We start from the raw sequence: 20,728 nt of genomic DNA on the forward strand, positions 1-20,728 counted from the left end.
AGAATTCACATTCCGAAGAGGCGGCTGGCATCGGTCGCCCTTTTTTGGGAAAACTGGGAGATTTTCTCTCAGTAAAGCCTATCAATCTTGGTAGGTTTTACTGACAAAAAATGACAGTTTGAAAGGAATAGACTATGACACAGGATTATGTCATCGAGATGCGAGACATAACAAAGCGATTTGGTGAATTTGTTGCAAATGACCAAATCAACTTGAATGTCAAAAAAGGTGAAATCCATGCTCTTCTTGGCGAGAATGGTGCTGGTAAATCAACCCTTATGAATATGTTGGCAGGTCTCTTAGAGCCAACCAGTGGTGAGATTGTAATTAACGGTCAAACTGTTTCTATTGAGTCTCCGTCAAAGGCTTCTCAACTCGGAATCGGTATGGTGCACCAACACTTTATGTTGGTTGATGCTTTTACAGTTACTGAAAATATTATTTTAGGTAGCGAGACAACCAATCCAGCGGGCATGATTGATTTGAAAAGGGCTGCGGAGGAGATTACAGCCCTTTCTCAAAAATATGGACTAGATGTTGACCCTGCTGCAAAAGTCGCTGATATTTCGGTCGGCGCACAACAACGTGTTGAAATTTTGAAGACTCTCTATCGTGGTGCAGATCTTCTTATTTTTGATGAACCAACAGCGGTGTTGACTCCTGATGAAATTGCAGAGCTGCTAAAAATCATGAAAGTTTTGGTGTCTGAAGGAAAATCCATCATTCTGATTACTCATAAACTTGACGAAATTCGTGCAGTTTCAGATCGTGTAACGGTTATCCGACGTGGAAAATCCATCAAGACAGTTGAAGTCGCAGGTGCAACAAATGATGATCTGGCTGAATGGATGGTTGGACGCTCCGTTTCTTTCAAAACAGAAAAAATTGCACCAAATCCAAAAGAAGTTATCCTGTCCATAGAAAATCTTGTTGTCAATGAAAACCGAGGTATTCCAGCTGTTAAAAATCTTTCTCTTGAAGTTAGGGCAGGTGAGATTGTTGGTATTGCTGGGATTGATGGTAATGGTCAAAGCGAACTTATTCAAGCTATCACCGGACTCCGAAAAGCTAAATCTGGTAAGATTACCATTAAGGGTGAGGATGTCACGCACTACTCACCGCGTAAGATTACAGAGCTCAGCGTTGGACACGTACCCGAGGATCGCCATCGTTATGGTATGATTTTGGATATGACTGTGGCTGAAAATTTTGCCCTTCAGACTTACTATAAAGAGCCGATTTCTAAAAACGGCATTTTGAATTACTCTAAGATCAATGAAAAAGCTCGCCAACTCATGGCTGAGTTTGACGTTCGTGGTGCTGGAGAGCTCATCCCTGGAAAATCCCTTTCAGGGGGGAACCAGCAAAAGGCTGTTATTGCCCGTGAAATTGATCGAGATCCCGACTTATTGATTGTTAGCCAACCAACACGTGGACTAGACGTTGGAGCGATTGAATACATCCGTAAACGCTTGATTGCTGAGCGTGATAAAGGAAAAGCGGTTCTTGTCGTCAGCTTTGAGCTTGATGAAATTCTTGATGTATCAGACCGTATCGCTGTTATTCATGACGGAAGTATTCACGGCATTGTGTTGCCGGCTGAAACAAGTAAACAAGAACTTGGTAAGCTTATGGCTGGTGGCCATCTCAAGTAAGAAAGGAAATCAATATGCTAAAAAAATATGAAAGTATCCTGATTCCCTTGATGGCAGTCTTCTCTGGTCTGCTACTTGGGGCAGTGATTATGTTAGTCTTCGGCTATGACCCAATTTGGGGTTACGAAGAGCTCCTCTACACCGCTTTCGGATCTGTAAAGAGTGTCGGAGAAATTTTCCGAGCAGTGGCTCCGTTAGTCTTTACTGCACTTGGTTTTGCTGTGGCAAGTCGTGCAGGCTTCTTTAACGTTGGTCTATCAGGTCAAGCACTGGTAGGTTGGGTGTTTGCTGGTTGGTTTGCCCTAGCAAATCCTGATATGCCACGTCCTCTCTTAATTTTGGCAACTGTTGTTATCGCCATGATTGCTGGAGGAATTGCTGGCGCTATTCCAGGATTCTTAAGAGCATTTCTTGGGACCAGTGAAGTTATCGTAACCATTATGATGAACTACATCCTGCTCTATTTTTCAAACCATATTATCCGTGAGGTCTTTGCGGATGAATTGATGAAAAATACTGACTCAAGCATCAATGTTTCTGCCAATGCTTCCTACCAAACCGAATGGCTGCGAGCTCTAACAGATAATTCTCGTATGAATATTGGTATCTTCTTTGCCATCATTGCAGTTTTTGTTATCTGGTTTTTGTTTGCCAAAACGACTCTTGGATTTGAAATTCGTGCAGCAGGTCTTAACCCAACAGCTGCTGACTATGCTGGTATGAGTACAAAACGCACAATCGTTATGTCAATGATTATCTCTGGTGCTCTTGCTGGACTGGGAGGAGCAGTACAGGGACTTGGAACATTCCAGAATGTCTATATCCAGTCAGCTAACCTAGACATTGGTTTCAACGGGATGTCAGTTGCTCTCCTAGCATCGAATTCACCACTGGGAATTCCATTTGCGGCCTTCTTGTTTGGTGCCCTTTCAGTTGGATCATCAGGTATGGTTCGTGCCCAAATTCCACCAGAGTTGGTAAATGTTGTGACGGCTTCAATCATCTTTTTCATCGGTGTGAAATTCATTTTTGAGCAGCTATTAAAATCTAAACGTTTTGCGAAAGGAGATAAATAAGATGAGTTTAAACTTGTTAGCTTTACTAATTTCGCAGATGTTGATTTATTCTGCACCGCTTATTTTCACCAGTCTTGGAGGAGTTTTTTCGGAACGTGCGGGTATCGTAAACGTTGGTCTTGAAGGAACTATGGTTATTGGAGCTTTTGCGGGCGTCGTTTTCAATCTCGAGTTTGCACAGCAGTTCGGTAGTATAACTCCACTACTAGCTGTCTTAGTCGGCGGTATTGTAGGAATTCTCTTTCAAATGATTCACGCAACAGCAACCATTATCTTCCGTGCAGACCATGTGGTGTCTGGTACCGTGCTTAATCTTTTGGCGCCAGCTTTCTCAGTTTTCTTGGTAAAAGTTATCTATGGTAAAGGGCAAACGGACTCTATCCGTCAGTCATTTGGTAAGTTTTCATTTCCAGGTTTGGAAAAAATTCCAGTTCTTGGAGAGCTTTTCTTCAAGAACACTAGTTTGATGGGCTATGTTGCTATCGTAACAGCCTTTGTGGCTTGGTTTGTTCTTTATAAGACTCGCTTTGGTCTTCGCCTGCGCTCCGTCGGAGAACACCCACAAGCAGCAGATACACTTGGAATCAACGTCTATAAAATGCGTTTTGCTGGTGTCATGATCGCTGGATTCCTTGGAGGAATAGGAGGAGCCGTAAGCGCCCAATCTGTTAACATCAATTTCTCAGCAACGACAATCGTTGGTTCAGGATTTATTTCTCTTGCCGCAGTTATCTTTGGTAAGTGGAACCCACTTGGTGCGATGCTTGCTAGCCTTTTCTTTGGATTATCTCAAAGTTTGGCAGTTATCGGAGGGCAGTTGCCAGGATTGCAAAATATTCCAACTGTCTATCTTCAAATGGCACCTTATTTGATTACAGTAGTTGCCCTTGCTGCTTTCTTTGGAAAAGCAGTCGCTCCTAAGGCAGATGGTGTTAACTATATCAAGTCTAAATAATAAGAGGATGAGATTAACAAGAAGTTAATCTCATTTTTGTATAACAGATAATACAATGATATCGTGTTAAAAATGAGCTTCAGAGAGTTTTTAAACTTTACTATATAACAGTGAGCAAATTATTAGAAAGCGCTTTTGTTTTATGTTAAAATGACTAAGTAAACAAAATTTATTTTTTTGAAAGAGGATTTTACTATGTCTAAAATCGTTGTTATTGGTGCAAACCACGCAGGTACTGCCGCAATTAAAACTATGTTGACGAATTACGGTGATGCTAATGAAATCGTTGTTTTTGACCAGAACTCAAACATTTCTTTCCTAGGCTGTGGTATGGCACTGTGGATTGGTGAGCAAATTGCTGGTCCAGAAGGACTATTCTACTCAGACAAAGCAGAGTTGGAAAGCCTTGGAGCTAAAGTTTACATGGAATCACCAGTTGAGTCTGTTGACTACGACAAAAAAGAAGTAACAGCTATTGTCAATGGTGAGAAACACGTTGAAAGCTACGACAAACTTCTTTTTGCGACAGGTTCACAACCAATCTTGCCTCCAATCAAGGGAGCCGAGATCAAAGAGGGTTCACTTGAATTTGAAGCGACTTTAGAAAATCTTCAATTTGTAAAACTTTACCAAAACTCAGCTGATGTTATTGAAAAATTGAAAAATAAAGACATCAACCGTGTTGCAGTAGTAGGAGCAGGTTATATCGGTGTTGAGCTTGCTGAAGCTTTCCAACGTAAAGGTAAAGAAGTTGTTCTTATCGATGTTGTTGATACTTGCTTGGCAGGTTACTACGATAGAGATTTGACAGACCTTATGTCTAAAAATCTTGAAGAACATGGTATCCAACTTGCTTTTGGTGAGACTGTTAAAGAAGTTGCTGGTAACGGTAAGGTTGAAAAAATCATCACTGACAAGAACGAATATGATGTGGACATGGTAATCCTTGCCGTTGGTTTCCGTCCAAACACAGCTCTTGCGAATGGTCAAATCGAGCTTTTCCGCAATGGCGCTTTCCTTGTAAATAAACGTCAACAAACATCAAATCCAGATGTTTACGCTATCGGTGACTGTGCGACAATCTATGATAACGCAACTCGCGACACAAGCTATATCGCACTTGCTTCAAACGCAGTACGCACTGGCATCGTAGCAGCTCACAACATTTGTGGTACGGATCTTGAAGGTATCGGTGTACAAGGATCAAATGGTATCTCAATTTATGGACTTCACATGGTATCAACTGGTTTGACACTTGAAAAAGCAAAACGTCTTGGTTTTGATGCAGCTGTAACTGAGTATACTGACAATCAAAAGCCAGAATTTATTGAACATGGTAACTTCCCAGTGACCATCAAGATTGTTTATGATAAAGAGTCACGCCGTATCCTTGGTGCTCAAATGGTAGCACGTGAAGATATCTCAATGGGCATCCACATGTTCTCACTTGCTATTCAAGAAGGGGTGACAATTGAGAAACTTGCTTTGACAGATATCTTCTTCTTACCACACTTCAATAAGCCATACAACTATATCACAATGGCAGCACTTAGTGCAAAGGATTAAAAATGTCTGTAATCCTATTTTTAACCCTACCTTGCCAATTAGATAACTAGGCTATTCTAGTAGAAATTTTAAATCACCTCTAAGAAACTAGTAAGAAGGGGAACAGTCTAGTTGACTCTTTTAGGTTATTATTTAAATACTAGAAAGAATTGCTAGTATTTAGGCATTTATGTCAATACAAAAGTAATCAATGAAAAAAGCTGAACAGACATTCAGCTTTTTTTGCGGTTTAGGTAAAGAATATATAGAATTGCGAGAAAGTAGATGGAGAGAGAATAGTAGTGTGTCGTAGGTTTTCCAATTCCAATAACAAGCATCATTATTGGATAGCTTAATATTAAGGCTAGGCTTACTAAAAGATATTGAATACTATCTGTTGAAATAGCTTTCCAATCATGCCGCGTCATACCGAGTAAGGGAGTGAATAGTATCACGGAACTTGGAGTCTCTTTCATCAGAAAAGCCACAACATATAGAATAGTCATGAGTAGTAGAACGACATAAAATAATCTCTTACTAATAATTTTAGTAATCGGCTCTTTTTTCATCTCTAAAACCTCCAATTAATATAACATTATAATACAAAAATAGGTCATGTCAAGAAGAAAAGGAGATTCCATTATGGAAATCCCCTTTATACTGTTCTCAGACAAAATTAATTTTTGCAGGCTGCTGCAAACTCTTCTTTAGCAAATGCTTCATCAATGATTGCTTTCAATTCAGCCGCAGATGCTTGCATTTTTTGCAATTCCGCATCGCTAAGTGGGATATTGACTGGACGTACGATACCGTGTGCACCGATAATTGCTGGCTGTCCAACAAAGACATCTTCAACACCAGTGTATTGACCTGCTTGGAAGACTGACAATGGAAGCACCGCTTTTTCATCGTCAAAAATAGCTTTTGTGATACGAGCAAGGGCTACTGCGATACCGTAGTAGGTTGCACCTTTTTTATTAATGATTGAGTAAGCTGCGTCACGAACTGAGATAAAGAGATCAACAAGACCTTGTTCATCAATGTCGCGGTTTGCTTGAAGCCAGTCATAAAGTTTAACACCGGCAACGTTAGCGTGTGACCAAACTGCAAATTCTGAGTCGCCGTGTTCACCCATGATGTAAGCGTGAACTGAACGTGCATCAACCCCAATTTTATCAGCAAGTGCTTGACGGAAACGAGCTGAGTCAAGTGAAGTACCTGAACCGATAACGCGTTCTTTAGGGAAGCCTGAGAATTTCCAAGTTGAGTAAGTCAATACATCAACTGGGTTAGCTGCAACGAGGAAAATTCCGTTGAAACCTGACTCAACGATAGAAGTAACAACTTCTTTGTTAATACGCAAGTTTTTTTCAACCAAGTCAAGACGAGTTTCACCTGGTTTTTGTGGCGCACCAGCTGTCAAGACAACAAGGTCAGCGTCGTGGCAATCAGCATAGTCAGCTGCATAGATTTTTTTCGGTGAAGTGAAAGCCAATGCGTGAGAGAGGTCTTCTGCATCACCTTGAGTTTTTTCTTTAAAAATATCAATGATTCCAAGCTCTTGACCAATATTTTGTGTTACCAAAGCAAAAGCGTAAGATGATCCAACGGCACCATCACCGACAAGGATAACTTTTTTGTGTTGTTTAGTTGCAGTCATGTCTAAACATCTCCTTATTTTTTCTTCTGGGACATTCCCATACACCAATTATTTTATCACGTTCTCTGTAGTTTGTCACGGAAGAAAGGCTAAAAATGAAAATTGCTTACAGAAAGCGATGCCAATACTGAATTTTCAGGAAATTTATGATATAATAATAAAGACTTTTGGAAAGAAAAGAGGCATTTTTTCAAATGCAAGATAGAAATTTAGTAGATGTTAATTTGACTAGTGAGATGAAGACTTCCTTCATTGATTATGCTATGTCAGTTATCGTTTCACGGGCTTTACCAGATGTTCGTGATGGTTTGAAGCCAGTGCATCGCCGTATTCTTTATGGGATGAATGAGCTGGGTGTGACACCAGATAAACCACACAAGAAATCTGCCCGTATCACCGGTGATGTTATGGGTAAATACCACCCACATGGCGATAGTTCAATCTATGAAGCTATGGTTCGTATGGCTCAGTGGTGGTCTTATCGTCACATGCTTGTTGATGGGCATGGAAACTTTGGTTCCATGGATGGAGATGGTGCTGCAGCCCAGCGTTATACTGAGGCGCGGATGTCAAAAATTGCTCTGGAAATGCTACGTGACATCAATAAAAATACCGTTGACTTTCAAGATAACTACGACGGTTCAGAGCGTGAGCCACTAGTTCTCCCAGCACGTTTTCCAAATCTTTTGGTCAATGGCGCGACTGGTATTGCGGTTGGTATGGCGACCAATATTCCACCTCATAATTTGGGGGAATCTATTGATGCTGTGAAATTGGTTATGGACAATCCTGAGGTGACTACACGTGACCTGATGGAAGTCTTACCTGGTCCTGACTTCCCAACAGGTGCCCTTGTGATGGGGAAATCAGGTATTCATCGTGCCTATGAAACTGGGAAAGGCTCAATCGTCTTACGTTCTCGTACAGAAATTGAGCTAACTAAGACTGGCCGTGAGCGTATTGTGGTAACGGAGTTCCCTTACGGTGTCAATAAGACAAAGGTGCATGAGCACATTGTCCGTCTTGCTCAGGAAAAACGTATTGAGGGAATTACCGCAGTCCGTGATGAATCTAGCCGTGAAGGGGTTCGTTTTGTTATCGAGGTTCGCCGTGATGCATCAGCTAACGTTATCCTGAATAATCTCTTTAAACTAACTAGCCTACAAACTAACTTCAGTTTCAATATGCTAGCTATTGAGAAGGGAGTTCCAAAAATCCTCTCTCTTCGCCAAATCATCGATAATTACATTGAGCACCAAAAAGAGGTTATTGTTCGTCGTACTCGCTTTGATAAGGAAAAAGCAGAAGCTCGTGCTCACATTTTGGAAGGATTGCTGATTGCTCTCGATCATTTAGATGAGGTCATTGCTATCATCCGAGGCAGTCAGACGGACTCAGAAGCGCAGGCTGAGCTCATGTCACGTTTTGACTTATCAGAACGTCAAAGTCAGGCCATTCTTGATATGCGCCTGCGCCGTTTGACAGGACTGGAACGTGACAAGATTCAGTCTGAATACGATGACTTATTGAACTTGATTGCTGATTTGGCTGATATTTTGGCTAAACCTGAGCGCGTTGTGACTATTATCAAGGAAGAACTTGATGAGACCAAGCGTAAATATGCGGATGACCGTCGTACTGAACTGATGGTTGGAGAAGTGCTAACACTTGAAGATGAGGACTTGATTGAGGAAGAAGATGTCCTTATCACCCTTTCAAATAAGGGTTATATCAAGCGTTTGGCTCAGGATGAGTTCCGTGCTCAAAAACGTGGCGGACGTGGTGTACAAGGTACGGGTGTTAATGATGATGACTTTGTTAAGGACCTGGTATCGACTTCAACCCATGATCATCTCTTCTTCTTTACAAACTTTGGTCGTGTTTATCGTCTCAAGGCATATGAAATTCCAGAATACGGGCGAACTGCCAAGGGACTTCCGATTGTTAATTTGTTAAAACTTGATGAGGGTGAAACGATTCAAACAGTCATTAACTTGACCAAGGAAGATTTTCAAGGTAAACATTTCTTCTTCACAACTCGACAAGGGATAGTTAAGAGAACTAACGTTGCCGAATTTGCCAACATTCGTCAAAATGGCCTGCGCGCTCTTAATTTGAGAGAGGAAGATCAGCTGATTAATGTTATTTTGACAAGTGGAGAGGACGATATTATTATCGGTACTAGGACTGGTTATTCTGTCCGATTCCGAGAGGATAGCGTGCGCGGCATGAGCCGTGTTGCGACTGGCGTTAAAGGAATTACCCTTAGAGATGGAGATATCGTTGTTGCTGCCTCTGCCATTTCTCAAGACCAAGAAGTCCTAGTCATCACTGAAAAAGGATATGGAAAGCGTACTGCTGCTAGCGAATACCCAACTAAAGGTCGTGGTGGTAAAGGTATCAAGACTGCCAATATCACAGAGAAAAACGGTCCTCTTGCGGGGCTTCTGACGGTGTCTGGTGATGAGGATATTATGATTATCACTGACACAGGGATCATCATCCGGACTAGTGTTGCCAATATTTCACAAACAGGACGTTCAACGCAAGGGGTTAAAGTTATGCGTCTGGCTGATGAGGCTAAGATTGTAACCTTTGCTTTGACTAAATCAGAAGTGGCAGAAGTTGGTGGTGCTGATGAGGAAGAATAAGAAATCCTTTGGCAGATTTTTTCATAATTTGATTATTTTCCTGCTTCTGGTTGCTGGTTTAGCCTTGGTTTTTAATAAATCTATCCGCAATACCTTGATTGCTTGGAATTCAAATAAGTATCAAGTTTCACAAGTTTCTAAGGAAACGATTAATAAGAATAAGTCTGCAAAAACGAGTTTTGATTTCGAGGCAGTTCAGTCGATATCAACAGAATCTATTTTAAAAGCGCAAATGGAAGCGCAAAATCTCCCTGTTATTGGAGGCATTGCCATTCCAGATTTAAAAATTAACTTACCAATTTTCAAAGGGCTAGGTAATACAGAACTTTCATACGGTGCAGGAACCATGAAAGAAGATCAGATTATGGGACAGGGAAATTATACTCTGGCCAGTCACCATGTTTTTGCTATGGTTGGTGCTTCGCAGATGCTCTTTTCTCCGCTAGAAAATGCCAAAAATGGCATGTCCATCTACCTGACCGATAAAGACAACATCTATACTTATGTGATTACCAGCGTGGAAATCGTAGCTCCAGATTCAATTTATGTGTTAGCAGATCATGAAGGTATCAGTGAGGTGACCCTAGTGACTTGTACAGATGCCGAGGCAACTCAGCGTACGATTGTCAAGGGTGTTCTCGAAAATCAAACTACTTTCGACGATGCTGATCAGACTGCAAAAAAAGCCTTTGAACAAAGTTATAACCAAGTTTCTTGGTAAATCATTCGAATTGCTCCTTGTAAAAGGAGCTTTTTTATCTGAATATACTCCTTTCAGGAAGTGAACATTCTTGTGAAAACCCCTTGCAAATTTTCTGAATCAAGTATATAATATTAACACGCTATTCTGAATAGTCAGAAAATTAATTTAGGAGATGTTTTATGACAGAAAATAAGCAAAACTCAGTCTCAACTTGGCAAACGAAATTAAAAGCTATGGGACCTGGTGTCCTGATGGCCTCAGCCGCAGTAGGAGGGTCACACATTGTTTCATCGACTCAAGCTGGAGCCCTTTATGGCTGGCAACTAGCAGTCTTAGTGCTATTGATTAACCTTTTTAAATACCCGTTTTTCCGATTTGGCTCACAATACACAGCAGAAAATGGTAAAAACTTAGTTGAAGGTTATGCAGAGAAAGGAAAACTAAACCTCATTGTTTACTTCTTACTAAATGTTTTTTCAGCTATGGTTAATACAGCAGGCGTTGCGATGATCTGTGCAGCTATTATTTCTAACTTTTTCCCTAATTCACTTGGACTAAATGCGTCTCAGTGGACAGCTATCATTATTGTTGTTGTTTGGGGGATGCTTTTACTTGGAGGCTACAAGTTCCTCGATGGTTTATCTAAGTGGATTATGATTTCTTTGACAATCGCAACTGTAACAGCAGTTGTTGTTGCTCTCTTCCAGCACCGTGAATACGCTCCTGATTTTGTTGTTACCTCACCTTGGCAAATGGCTTCGCTTCCATTCCTAGTGTCTCTGATGGGCTGGATGCCAGCACCTATCGAAATCTCAACCATCACTTCCCTTTGGTCAGTAGAAAAAAGTAAGGAAGTTGACTTCAACGAAGATGATGCGACATTTGACTTCAACGTTGGTTATATCGGAACAGCGATCCTTGCATTGATTTTCCTAGCCCTTGGAGCCCTAATTCAATACGGAAATGGTGAACCTGTACAGGGAGCATCAGCAGCCTACATTGCGCAGTTTGTACAAATGTATGCTTCTGTATTGGGGGATTGGTCAAAACTTCTCATCACATTTATTGCCTTTCTCTGTATGTTTGGTACCGTGATTACAGTTGTTGATGGTTATTCACGCGCCAATAATGAAGCCCTACGTTTGTTGATGGGACGAGAAAAAGCTTCCCAAAAGGTTCTGACAGTTTGGATGACTTTAACCTCTCTTGCGGGTATTATCATTGCCTTTGCTTTTGCAGGTTCGGTTGCAACCATGCTTCGTTTTGCAATGGTGGGCTCTTTTATCACAACACCGTTCTTTGCCTATCTAAACTATAAATTGGTTGATAATGAGAAGCACCATATTGCTCCTTGGTTGAAATACCTTTCATGGGCAGGTCTTATCTATCTTTTTGGATTTGCTATCTTCTTTGTCTATGCTTGGTTTACAGGAGCAATCTAATACCACAAAAGCCTCCTTTTGGGAGGCTTTTTGATATGCAAAATACAAATAGTAAAACCGCTGAAACAACAGGTTTCATGCGGTTTGTTGAGTAACTTATTCTATTCCCACTCAATAATTAAAAAATAGCACAAGTAATAGATTTATCAATAGCTAATAATGAATGTGGCAGGGAAATAGGCAGGGATATTTTAAGAATAGAAAGTGAGGCTCTATGAACCAAAAAACAATAGTTATAAATTATTTATCTAAATATATAAAAGGGGAGATTCAAATTGAAGAAATTAGCAATGAGAGTAATGTTTTTGACTTTATAGAGTTAGATGTAGATTTACTTCCTAGTGAGTATCTCAATCTTTTTCTAGAGAAGAGGGTTAAAGTAGATGGTTACATGTATGGCCTATTCTATATCTACTTTATAAGTTCACTAGATGCTACTCAAACAGGCATTCTGGTTGGAATAGTAAAAGAACATCTGTTACTAGAATATAAATTTTTACAGAAAGGGAAAGAAGATGTTTAGTCTGACATTGGTTCTAGAAGTGATAGCATTAATTGCTAAGTCTGTTTCAAACGAATTAAAGAAAAAGAAATAAAACGTCTAAAATAAGTGTATCTATAATTGACAATGATAAGCTAAGTAAGTTATCTATCAGAATTGTAAAAAATACATGACAAAAAAGGAGGACAGATGAAAATAGGATATATAAGAGCATCTACTAAAGACCAAAACTTAGCTAGACAAATTGAAATGATGAAACAAGTCTGTGCCGATAAAGTTTTTAGTGAAAAAGTCAGTGGTAAAGATATGAATCGTAAGGAATTAAAGAATCTATTGAAATTTGCGAGAGAAGGTGACGAAATTATAGTAGCTTCTCTTGATAGACTAGGTAGAGATTACCAAGACATAAAAGAAATTGTTAGACGATTACAGCAAAGGTGTATCAAGTTAACTATACTAGATGCGCCTTTTTTAAATTTCAATACAGGTAATAATACACTTGATACAGCAATGTTTGATATGTTTCTATCATTATTAGGATATATAGCACAAAATGAGCGTGAAAAAATCTTAGAAAGACAGCGCCAAGGAATCCAATTAGCTAAACAGCGTGGAGTTTATAAGGGACGCCCCATACAGTATCATGAAAATGCTAAAAATGCTAAGGACAGACTAATCTATCATAATATTAAGCGAATGCTTGAAGAAGGACTACCAGTTACACAAATAGCTAAAGAGAACGGTATATCAAGGCAGACAGTCTATATTATACAGAAAAGAATGAGATAAAGAGAAATACTTAATGACAAATATCAGACTTTTATGAAACCTTTGTCTAGGTCATTATACTATTGATTTGTCTTAGAAAGGATAGTTTAATTTAGATATAGGAGAAATCAAGAATGGCATTAGAAGAGACAAAACCTGATGACTGGAGTAAACTTTATATGGAGTTAGCTATATTAATAGGGAAAGAAAATGCTTTTCGTCTATACACTCATTACAAAGGAGCTTATATTAGTTTCCCCATGAGATTATTATCAAAGGAGGGGCTACAAAGAATAGTATCTTCCGAGTATGACGGAAGTAATTCAAGAGACATTGCAAAGAAGTATGGCTATTCTACTAGGCATATTAATAGAGTTATACAAGAAGTAAATCATAGAAAATAAAAATGGAGCGTGAAAAAGATGTTTTGTAAAACATGTGGTAAAGAAGTAAATAAAAATGCTGAATACTGTTTAAGTTGTGGCGTAAACCCACAACATGGAAATGCATACTGTTATAATTGTGGGGTAACTACTAATCCTGAACAAGAAATTTGTATTTCATGTGGGGTAAATCTCAGAAAAAATATAGTAAATAGCTCAGATATTAACAATTTGCCTAAATCTTTTTGTAGAAGTTGTGGTAATGAAGTAAATGAAAAAGCTGAAATTTGTACGAATTGTGGTATAAAACCATTAAATGGCGAAAATTATTGTCAAAATTGTGGTGCACATACAAGAGTTGGTCAAGAGATTTGTACATCATGTGGCTTTAGACTAAAGCAAACGCAGTTTAATCAAAATTTTCAATCTACAAGGGGTAATTTTTCATTTGAAAATTATTCTACTTACTACCAAGAAGAATTTACTAAAATACAAAACTCCAATGAAGAGTATCAAGGAAAATTTAACTGGGCTACCTTTTTTATTCTACCAATATGGTTTTTCTCAAAAGGAATGATACCGATGGCAATTGCGAGTTTTGTAATTTGGCTTATTCCATATGGTGGTCTTATTGCTGGTGCATTAATAGCGCGCAAAGCAAATTATTTACTTTATAGAAAAGAAAAATACGGAGAAGATCTGCCAAACGATTGGATGATTTTCTTTAACTTTAGCAAAAAATAGCAATCTTTAAAAGAACACCGAACTTGTACGGTGTTCTTTTATTGTTAGTTAACGTTGAAAGTGAATGCAAATGAACCATAGAGAATTAATAGAAAAACTAAAATATACTAAACATTTTTTAATAGATTATAATAAAATAGCCTACGAGAGTCATGAGCTATCTGTGTCTGAGTTAGATACTGAGCTTTTACCAGCTAATTATAAAGAGGTACTTACAGATAGTTCCGTAAGAGTCTATTATTATGCCTACGAAGAATTGATTGTGTATGTTATTACTAACATAAAAACCGATATACCACTTCTAACTGGGTTGTTGATTGAAAACAAACTTCAAGCATATATTATTGAATAGGAGGGATTAGATTTGTTCTTGGAACAATTATGCTTAGATGTAATTATTGTAATTGTATCTTCTTGTTTAAATGAGATTCAACAAGCTAGAAACGAACAGAGAAAGGAGTATTATGGCAAAAAAACAGTCAAGCGTTGATATCAAGATAGAAATCATTGAGTCTAGTAATAAACAACATCGCTACGTTCTTAGTAAACAATGGAATAGTAATAAGCCTATGGTTACTGTTCTAACTCTCTACCCTAGCTCCAGTGATTTGGTAGGTGATGACATGACAATGATGTTAATTACTAAAAATGTCTATAAGTTGGGATATGGTGGCTTTTATAGTGTAAATCTATTTTCCAAGTATGATATTGATAAGAAAAATTACAGAAAGGCAACGAATGTAGATAATGACTATCATATAGTAGAATGCGTCAAACAATCTAGCGAGGTAATAGTTGCTTGCGGTTCGTTACCATTTAAAAATAAACAAGTTGCTAAACGAATGCTTGAAATCAACCGAATATTAGAGGAAAATCAACTAAATCAGAAAGTAAGATACTTGACAGACGAATACCAAGAAATAAATTTCCATCCATTAGCCAGTCAGGTGAGAAAAAGTTGGTCTTTAAGATACTGAGCTATTTTTCTTAATCAAAAATTGTTATAATTATAAGGTATGAATCACAGATTTAAAGGAGTATTTTAACAATGACTATAAGATTTCAAGACATTATCGATAATCTTTTTTATGTACATATAACATACAATAAACAGACGAATACGAGGAAAGTAGTTGTATACAATAATGAATCTGCTAATAAAATGAGTTCTATTCAAAAACGTCTACTTTCTAGTGTTATAATTCTATGCTTTTCACAGGAATTTACTACTCATTACAAAAAGGTGCGAGACTTGTTTGATTTTTATGAAAACCAAGGAAATGAACTGACTACTCCTAAACATGTAAATAAATTTGCAAAATTTAAAGTACCTATCAATCGTCAGGAAGTTCCTGATAGATGTATAGGATACCTCGTCTACATGCTATCTTCATTTTTTCACTTAAATGATTTATTGAACGATTTTTATTATATTTTTGGTCGTAAGCTGGTCTATGAAAAACAACAATTTGAAGAGCAAACATGGGAAAGCATTATAAAAGATGATTTTTTATTTTCCATGCTTCTTTTTGGATTAGATAATTTAATTATCATACAAAAAACGTCAAAATCCTCAAAAGAATATTTTGACAACTTAATAACTACCTATAGTAAATATCAAAAAGTTTATTTAGACACAATAATTGACTCAAAGATTCCTGTTAAGGATAGTTTTAATAGAGAACTGAAAGCGAAACTTGAAGTGGAAGAGCAAGTGGTACTAAATGATAATAGTTATTTTGATTATATTATAGATATGAATTCCAAAGAAATTCAAAGGACTAAGCAAATAATATTGAGCTTATTTGCATTAACAGTCTCACCTGAGTTAGTAAAGAAAATACACGAGGATTCAATTCTCAGAACACAAATAAAAGAAGGCGTTGTTACGATTGACCAAGCACTAGATTTCCTCTTTCTTCAATCAAGAAACCTAGATGAGTACCAAAAATTCGCACTAGAAAACAAGAATTATCACTATATAAACTCTGCAATAGCATCCTCTTTAAAAGACGCAGTATATAATAAAATCTTATCACCATTCCCACTCCCTTTTGCTCCCGAATAGATTTTCTAAGCATAAAAAAAACAAAATGTCAACCCCAACTCTAGGAGTTGGGGTCGTTTTTGTACTCAATCTCCTTTATAATAAAACCATAGTCAATGAGCGACTAATAAAGCTAGCGAGCCATACGCATTCTCAGTACTAAGTACTGTCTTGTATTTTAGTTCACAGTTTTTATAGTTAATCTGTCGACTATACTCTTTTGCAAAAGAAAACACAAATAAAATTATAAAAGGAGTGTTACCATGAGTAATAACTATGTTAATAATTTAGTGTATCAAGTGTCACAAAATGAGATTGATAACGAAACTATCATCTCTGAGACAGGTCGAACACTAGATGTTTTAAGGGATTATGGGATTCAGAAAATCAATTTACGTTTCTTAGGGAAACAAACCACTAAAAACTTAGTGTCTCAAATTGAGTGCTTTGATGTAGCTCCCCATGTGTCTGATGATACTAAATATGCCTACTATACCACCTTTAACATGATTAGTGATGATTGTGATTTAGGTAAGCAGGCGATAAAAGATAGCGATGTTACTGCCTACCGCTTTATGCTAATAGATATTGACCCTGAGCGACCAAGCGGAACTTGCGCTACAGAAATAGAAAAACAATCTGCCGTTACATTAGCTGATGAGATTCTAGACTGGTTTGTGACCAACGAGGTATGTGGCAAAGATAGAGTAATTATTGCAGATTCGGGAAATGGTATTCATTTCTTGGTACCTTTAAACTTTCTACCAGCCGATACAACAAAAAGTAAAGTTAAAAAAATCCTAGGCCTGTTAGATAAGAAATTCTCCAATCAGCAAGCTAAAATTGATGTTACAGTTTACAATCCAAGTCGAATAACTCGACTATATGGTACATTGAACTGTAAAGGGGGCGACACTCCTGAGCGACCATACCGTCAAAGTAGACTTCTATGGGTACCTAGTGAGATAGAGACTGGTTTGACAGAAGAAAACCTGAATACACTCATCACGCGCTTACAGATAGCAACTGTGGAGCTGACGAACGAAACAGTCGAACAAAAAAACGAAGTGGAAGAGGTGAGACCGTATATCTCGGCAAAAGGAGAAGAATGGCTAAAACATTACAATTTAGAGTGTAGTTCATATAAAGAAGATGAACATGGCACTAAATTATATCCATTCAAGTCTTGCCCTATGAAAGATCATTCAAATACGGATAGTGGAGCATGCTTCACTATCACAAAATATGGAAGATGTAGGTTTAGGTGCCTCCATGCTAGTTGCTCAAGTAACACTATTGAGGATTTCATGTCTAAATATCCATGTCCCGAGGAGTATTTATTAAAAGAATCTTCGATAAGAAGTAGAGAGGTACCAACCCTAGAGGACTTAATGAATGGAAAGAGATACACCTATGGAGATTATCAACTTAGTAAATCTGGTATCTATAAAGTCTCTGATAAAAAGACAGAGACTATATCATCCACCCCATTCTTTATTTCCCGAAGTTTCTTTAACGCTGATACAAAGCAATTTCAATATGAGTTACAGTATCTAATTCAAGATAAAAAGAATACCCAAAAAATATCTGGAGGCACTCTAACACCTTATAAGATTTCGGACTTAACAAATTTTGGTATTATTTTAGCTTCAGTACCTCAAAAAGTTATAGAATATCTGAGTTATCAGGCTAAAACAGCCCCTATTCAGAATATCCATTCATATGTTGGCTGGAAAACAAACGATACAGACAGAGTAACTTTCAGGTTGAAGAGGAATTATGGAGATACAGAAGTCAGTCTCCTAGCAGATGACTCTCTATTTAATTTGCCATCACGTGGTACATTTGAAGACTGGAAACAAATAGTCCTTAATAATGTACTTGGTAGCAATATGGAGATTGCATTGTGTGTGGGCTTCAGTTCAATCGTACTAGGATACCTAGCAATTACGGATAAGCCAGATATAGGAAGTCTAATCGTAAATTTTTACGGGCAATCAACAAGCGGTAAGACAACTGCACTGCATTTAATTAACAGTATTTACTGCAACCCAGCAACTAACATGTATTCATTCAGTGCTACGCAGAATGCACTGCTTGCAATATTGAACGAGAATAGAGGAGTAGTGACTACAATTGACGAGTTGTCAGCTTCAAGAAGTACAGATTTATCTGAACTATTGTATCAAATCGGACAAGGTAGAAGTCGCTTACGACTAAGCTCTTCTTCTACGTTATCTGAACAGCTACGGTTCAATACTGTAATCGCTACAACATCGGAGGTATCAATGGCAAACTATCTTAATTCAAACCAAGGATTACATATGAGATATATAGAACTCTCTTCAGAAGAAGGTTGGACCAGAAACGGAACTACTGCTGATGATATCAAACTAAGATGTTCTCAGCAGTATGGAGTAGCCAGTGATGTATTCATGGAAAAAATTTTTAAACATGAACAGGGAACTGGATACATAAAAGAAGTATATCAAACAGCCTATACTGAACTACTAGAGAAACTTCCAGAAAGTAACTTTAAAACACGAATAGGCACTCTATATGCTATTATTTATAGTTCTGCAATTCTGGTTAGAGAATTACTGGGCATAGATATTGACAGCAAGAGGGTTTGCGAGTTTTTAATAAAGACAGAGAAAGAAGCTCTAGAAAAAAGAGGGGAAATCCCTTCTGATTTATACAATAAGATAGTGGAATATACTTTATCTCACGCTGGACTATTCAACATCAAGGAGGGATGCTCAACAGGTGGAACGAAAATCGGAATGATTAAACCTCACAACGGAGTATATAGAGTCTTTTTCTTCAGAGAGGAGTTCAAGAAGATGTTGAAAAAAGAGTTCTCTATTTCAAACGTTGAAAAAGCTATCCAATTTTTGAAGAGTCAGGATAAATGGATAGCAGATACGAGACGGAATGTAAAATATGTAACCTATGAAAATCATAAAATACCTATGTATTGCATAGAGTTACCAATGCAATGGAGAAATTTTGCGGTAGAAGCAGATATAATAAGGGAGTATAAAAATGCAAACAATGGATTACACTTTACTCATTAAATTGGGCTATAAAAAACATACGGCACAAAACATTATTCGACAAGCCAAAATTTGGCTTGTTGAAAATGGATATGAATTTTATCTCAATAAGAGGTGTGGAATAGTACCTATGTATGCTGTTGAAAAAGTGATAGGAATAAAGATTGAGGGGGAGGTCAAATGAGTCGAACAAAATATCCGTGTGTGTTCAAAAATGAGAAAACTGGTTTTTTCTATTATAGTGTAGAACTAGGGGTAGATAAAATCACAGGAAAGAGGATTCAGAAAAAATCCTCTAAATCAACACACGGTAATCCTTTTCGTACTGCTAAAGAAGCATATGAGGAAGTTACAAAAATTAAGCTTGAGTATCATAAGGTAAAGAATTACAGTGACTATGATATTACCTATAAACGATTTATGCAAGAGCATTATTTACCTATGTATGAACGAAGTGTTGAAATGGGTACATGGCGGTCAAGACAACCAACTCTTAACTTGTTGATACAGAGATTTGGTAAAACTAAATTAAGAGATATAACTTTGACAAGCTGTGAGAAATTTAGAGTCTACCTATTGAATCATAACAGGTATTCACAAAGTTACGCTTCTATGATATATGGAGCATTTAGAAAATCTTTGGATTATGCAGTAAAAATACAGTACTTAGAAAAGAATATCTCTAAGCAAACTGAGGCAATTTCCAAGGGAAGAACAACAGTAGCTTATTGGACAAAGCAAGAGTTCGAAAAGGTACTGACTAGCTTTTGCTTAGATGACTTATATGAACACATGTCTTTTGTCGCAATTTGGCTATACTATATGACTGGGATAAGGGTATCCGAAGGACTAGCCTTAAAATGGTCAGATATAGACTTAGTAAATAAAAAAATGCGAATACATGGTACTCTAGAAAGAGAGGGGCAGGCAGAGTATAGAGTAAAAAACTATACAAAGACCGTCAATAGTCAGCGTATTGTTTCTTTGGATGATACAACAGTCCAACTGTTAACAAATTGGAAACAGAGACAAGAGAAACAACATATAGCCCCATTCGTTATCAGTTACTCAAAAGCACCACTATATCGCTCGACGATTAATAGAATAATAAAACGCCACGCTGAGATTAGTGGAGTTCATCCAATACAGGCTAAAGGACTAAGACACAGTCATGCAAGTTATCTTATTAATGAGCACAATATTGATGTCCTAGTTATTTCAAGGAGACTAGGACACTCAAGCCCTGAAATTACACTAAAGCACTATGCACATCTATGGTCAAGAAATGATGAAAGTGTAGCTAATGCAATAGAGGGAGACATAGCTATCAAACATAGCATAGAAACCCAAGTGAAATTTAACGGCAATCAGAGTGTTAAGAAAAAAGAAACATAAAACAACACCCCCCAACGCATAAAGATTGGCGTTGGGGGGTTAAGGCAGGGAAATTGGCAGGGAATAACTTAGCTAAAAATTAAGATAAGTGGTTTAACTAAGCGATAAATCCCTGTAAATTCAACAAAATAAAGCTTAAGATAGAT

Annotated in this window: 19 protein-coding genes; 17 read left to right on the forward strand and 2 right to left on the reverse strand. The window is 37.7% G+C overall.

Annotated elements, in window-relative coordinates; genetic code table 11:
* Window positions 1-134: 134 nt before the first annotated feature.
* The 4 genes from G576_RS0101005 (at window position 135) to nox (ending at window position 5,252) form a co-directional block, all read left to right on the forward strand.
* Entirely contained in the window at window positions 135-1,655 is a 1,521-nt protein-coding gene (locus tag G576_RS0101005; protein ID WP_027972970.1) for an ABC transporter ATP-binding protein, read from the forward strand.
* 14 nt (window positions 1,656-1,669) lie between these two features.
* Window positions 1,670-2,731, forward strand: coding sequence for an ABC transporter permease (locus G576_RS0101010; protein WP_027972971.1), 1,062 nt, complete (start codon window positions 1,670-1,672; stop codon window positions 2,729-2,731).
* Between the two features lies 1 nt (window position 2,732).
* A complete protein-coding gene (locus G576_RS0101015; RefSeq protein ID WP_027972972.1) occupies window positions 2,733-3,686 on the forward strand; it encodes an ABC transporter permease in 954 nt (317 codons plus the stop codon).
* A 195-nt stretch (window positions 3,687-3,881) separates the two neighbouring features.
* The gene (nox, locus tag G576_RS0101020; RefSeq protein WP_027972973.1) at window positions 3,882-5,252 is read left to right on the forward strand and encodes a H2O-forming NADH oxidase; all 1,371 of its coding nucleotides are present in this window, start codon (window positions 3,882-3,884) and stop codon (window positions 5,250-5,252) included.
* A 212-nt stretch (window positions 5,253-5,464) separates the two neighbouring features.
* Here the strand turns inward: nox and G576_RS0101025 are convergent, their stop codons facing one another.
* Both G576_RS0101025 and G576_RS0101030 read right to left on the reverse strand, forming a co-directional pair.
* On the reverse strand, window positions 5,465-5,800 hold the full coding sequence (locus G576_RS0101025; RefSeq protein WP_027972974.1) for a hypothetical protein: 336 nt from the start codon (window positions 5,798-5,800) through the stop codon (window positions 5,465-5,467).
* A gap of 107 nt (window positions 5,801-5,907) precedes the next feature.
* Window positions 5,908-6,891, reverse strand: a complete 984-nt coding sequence (locus tag G576_RS0101030; protein ID WP_027972975.1) for an L-lactate dehydrogenase — start codon at window positions 6,889-6,891, stop codon at window positions 5,908-5,910.
* Window positions 6,892-7,085: 194 nt separating this feature from the next.
* Between G576_RS0101030 and gyrA the strand changes: the two genes are divergently transcribed.
* The 13 genes from gyrA to G576_RS0101105 all read left to right on the forward strand — a co-directional run bounded on the left by gyrA (window position 7,086) and on the right by G576_RS0101105 (window position 20,582).
* Entirely contained in the window at window positions 7,086-9,542 is a 2,457-nt protein-coding gene (gene gyrA, locus G576_RS0101040; protein WP_027972977.1) for a DNA gyrase subunit A, read from the forward strand.
* A complete protein-coding gene (locus G576_RS0101045) occupies window positions 9,529-10,263 on the forward strand; it encodes a class A sortase (RefSeq protein ID WP_051177936.1) in 735 nt (244 codons plus the stop codon). Before gyrA ends, G576_RS0101045 begins: the two co-directional genes overlap by 14 nt.
* A gap of 161 nt (window positions 10,264-10,424) precedes the next feature.
* Entirely contained in the window at window positions 10,425-11,687 is a 1,263-nt protein-coding gene (locus G576_RS0101050) for an NRAMP family divalent metal transporter (RefSeq protein WP_027972979.1), read from the forward strand.
* Window positions 11,688-11,901: 214 nt separating this feature from the next.
* The gene (locus G576_RS0101055; RefSeq protein WP_027972980.1) at window positions 11,902-12,210 is read left to right on the forward strand and encodes a hypothetical protein; all 309 of its coding nucleotides are present in this window, start codon (window positions 11,902-11,904) and stop codon (window positions 12,208-12,210) included.
* Window positions 12,211-12,378: 168 nt separating this feature from the next.
* The gene (locus G576_RS0101065; protein WP_027972981.1) at window positions 12,379-12,978 is read left to right on the forward strand and encodes a recombinase family protein; all 600 of its coding nucleotides are present in this window, start codon (window positions 12,379-12,381) and stop codon (window positions 12,976-12,978) included.
* A 113-nt stretch (window positions 12,979-13,091) separates the two neighbouring features.
* Entirely contained in the window at window positions 13,092-13,361 is a 270-nt protein-coding gene (locus G576_RS0101070) for a Mor transcription activator family protein (RefSeq protein ID WP_027972982.1), read from the forward strand.
* A gap of 18 nt (window positions 13,362-13,379) precedes the next feature.
* Entirely contained in the window at window positions 13,380-14,084 is a 705-nt protein-coding gene (locus G576_RS0101075) for a double zinc ribbon domain-containing protein (protein ID WP_027972983.1), read from the forward strand.
* A 70-nt stretch (window positions 14,085-14,154) separates the two neighbouring features.
* A complete protein-coding gene (locus G576_RS0101080; protein WP_027972984.1) occupies window positions 14,155-14,436 on the forward strand; it encodes a hypothetical protein in 282 nt (93 codons plus the stop codon).
* A 112-nt stretch (window positions 14,437-14,548) separates the two neighbouring features.
* Window positions 14,549-15,061, forward strand: coding sequence for a DUF1643 domain-containing protein (locus tag G576_RS0101085; protein WP_027972985.1), 513 nt, complete (start codon window positions 14,549-14,551; stop codon window positions 15,059-15,061).
* A gap of 71 nt (window positions 15,062-15,132) precedes the next feature.
* Entirely contained in the window at window positions 15,133-16,152 is a 1,020-nt protein-coding gene (locus G576_RS0101090) for a hypothetical protein (RefSeq protein ID WP_027972986.1), read from the forward strand.
* Window positions 16,153-16,394: 242 nt separating this feature from the next.
* Window positions 16,395-19,208 (forward strand): DUF927 domain-containing protein, encoded by a 2,814-nt coding sequence (locus G576_RS12040; RefSeq protein ID WP_051177938.1) that lies wholly within the window; start codon window positions 16,395-16,397, stop codon window positions 19,206-19,208.
* On the forward strand, window positions 19,177-19,371 hold the full coding sequence (locus tag G576_RS0101100) for a DUF3173 family protein (RefSeq protein ID WP_027972987.1): 195 nt from the start codon (window positions 19,177-19,179) through the stop codon (window positions 19,369-19,371). Before G576_RS12040 ends, G576_RS0101100 begins: the two co-directional genes overlap by 32 nt.
* Window positions 19,368-20,582 carry a tyrosine-type recombinase/integrase gene (locus tag G576_RS0101105; protein ID WP_027972988.1) on the forward strand — a complete coding sequence of 405 codons (1,215 nt, stop codon included), beginning with the start codon at window positions 19,368-19,370 and terminating at the stop codon, window positions 20,580-20,582. The genes G576_RS0101100 and G576_RS0101105 overlap by 4 nt, the downstream gene beginning before the upstream one ends.
* Window positions 20,583-20,728 lie beyond the last annotated feature (146 nt).

The organism is Streptococcus porci DSM 23759 (assembly GCF_000423765.1).
In the GTDB taxonomy this organism is placed as follows: Bacteria; Bacillota; Bacilli; order Lactobacillales; family Streptococcaceae; genus Streptococcus; species Streptococcus porci.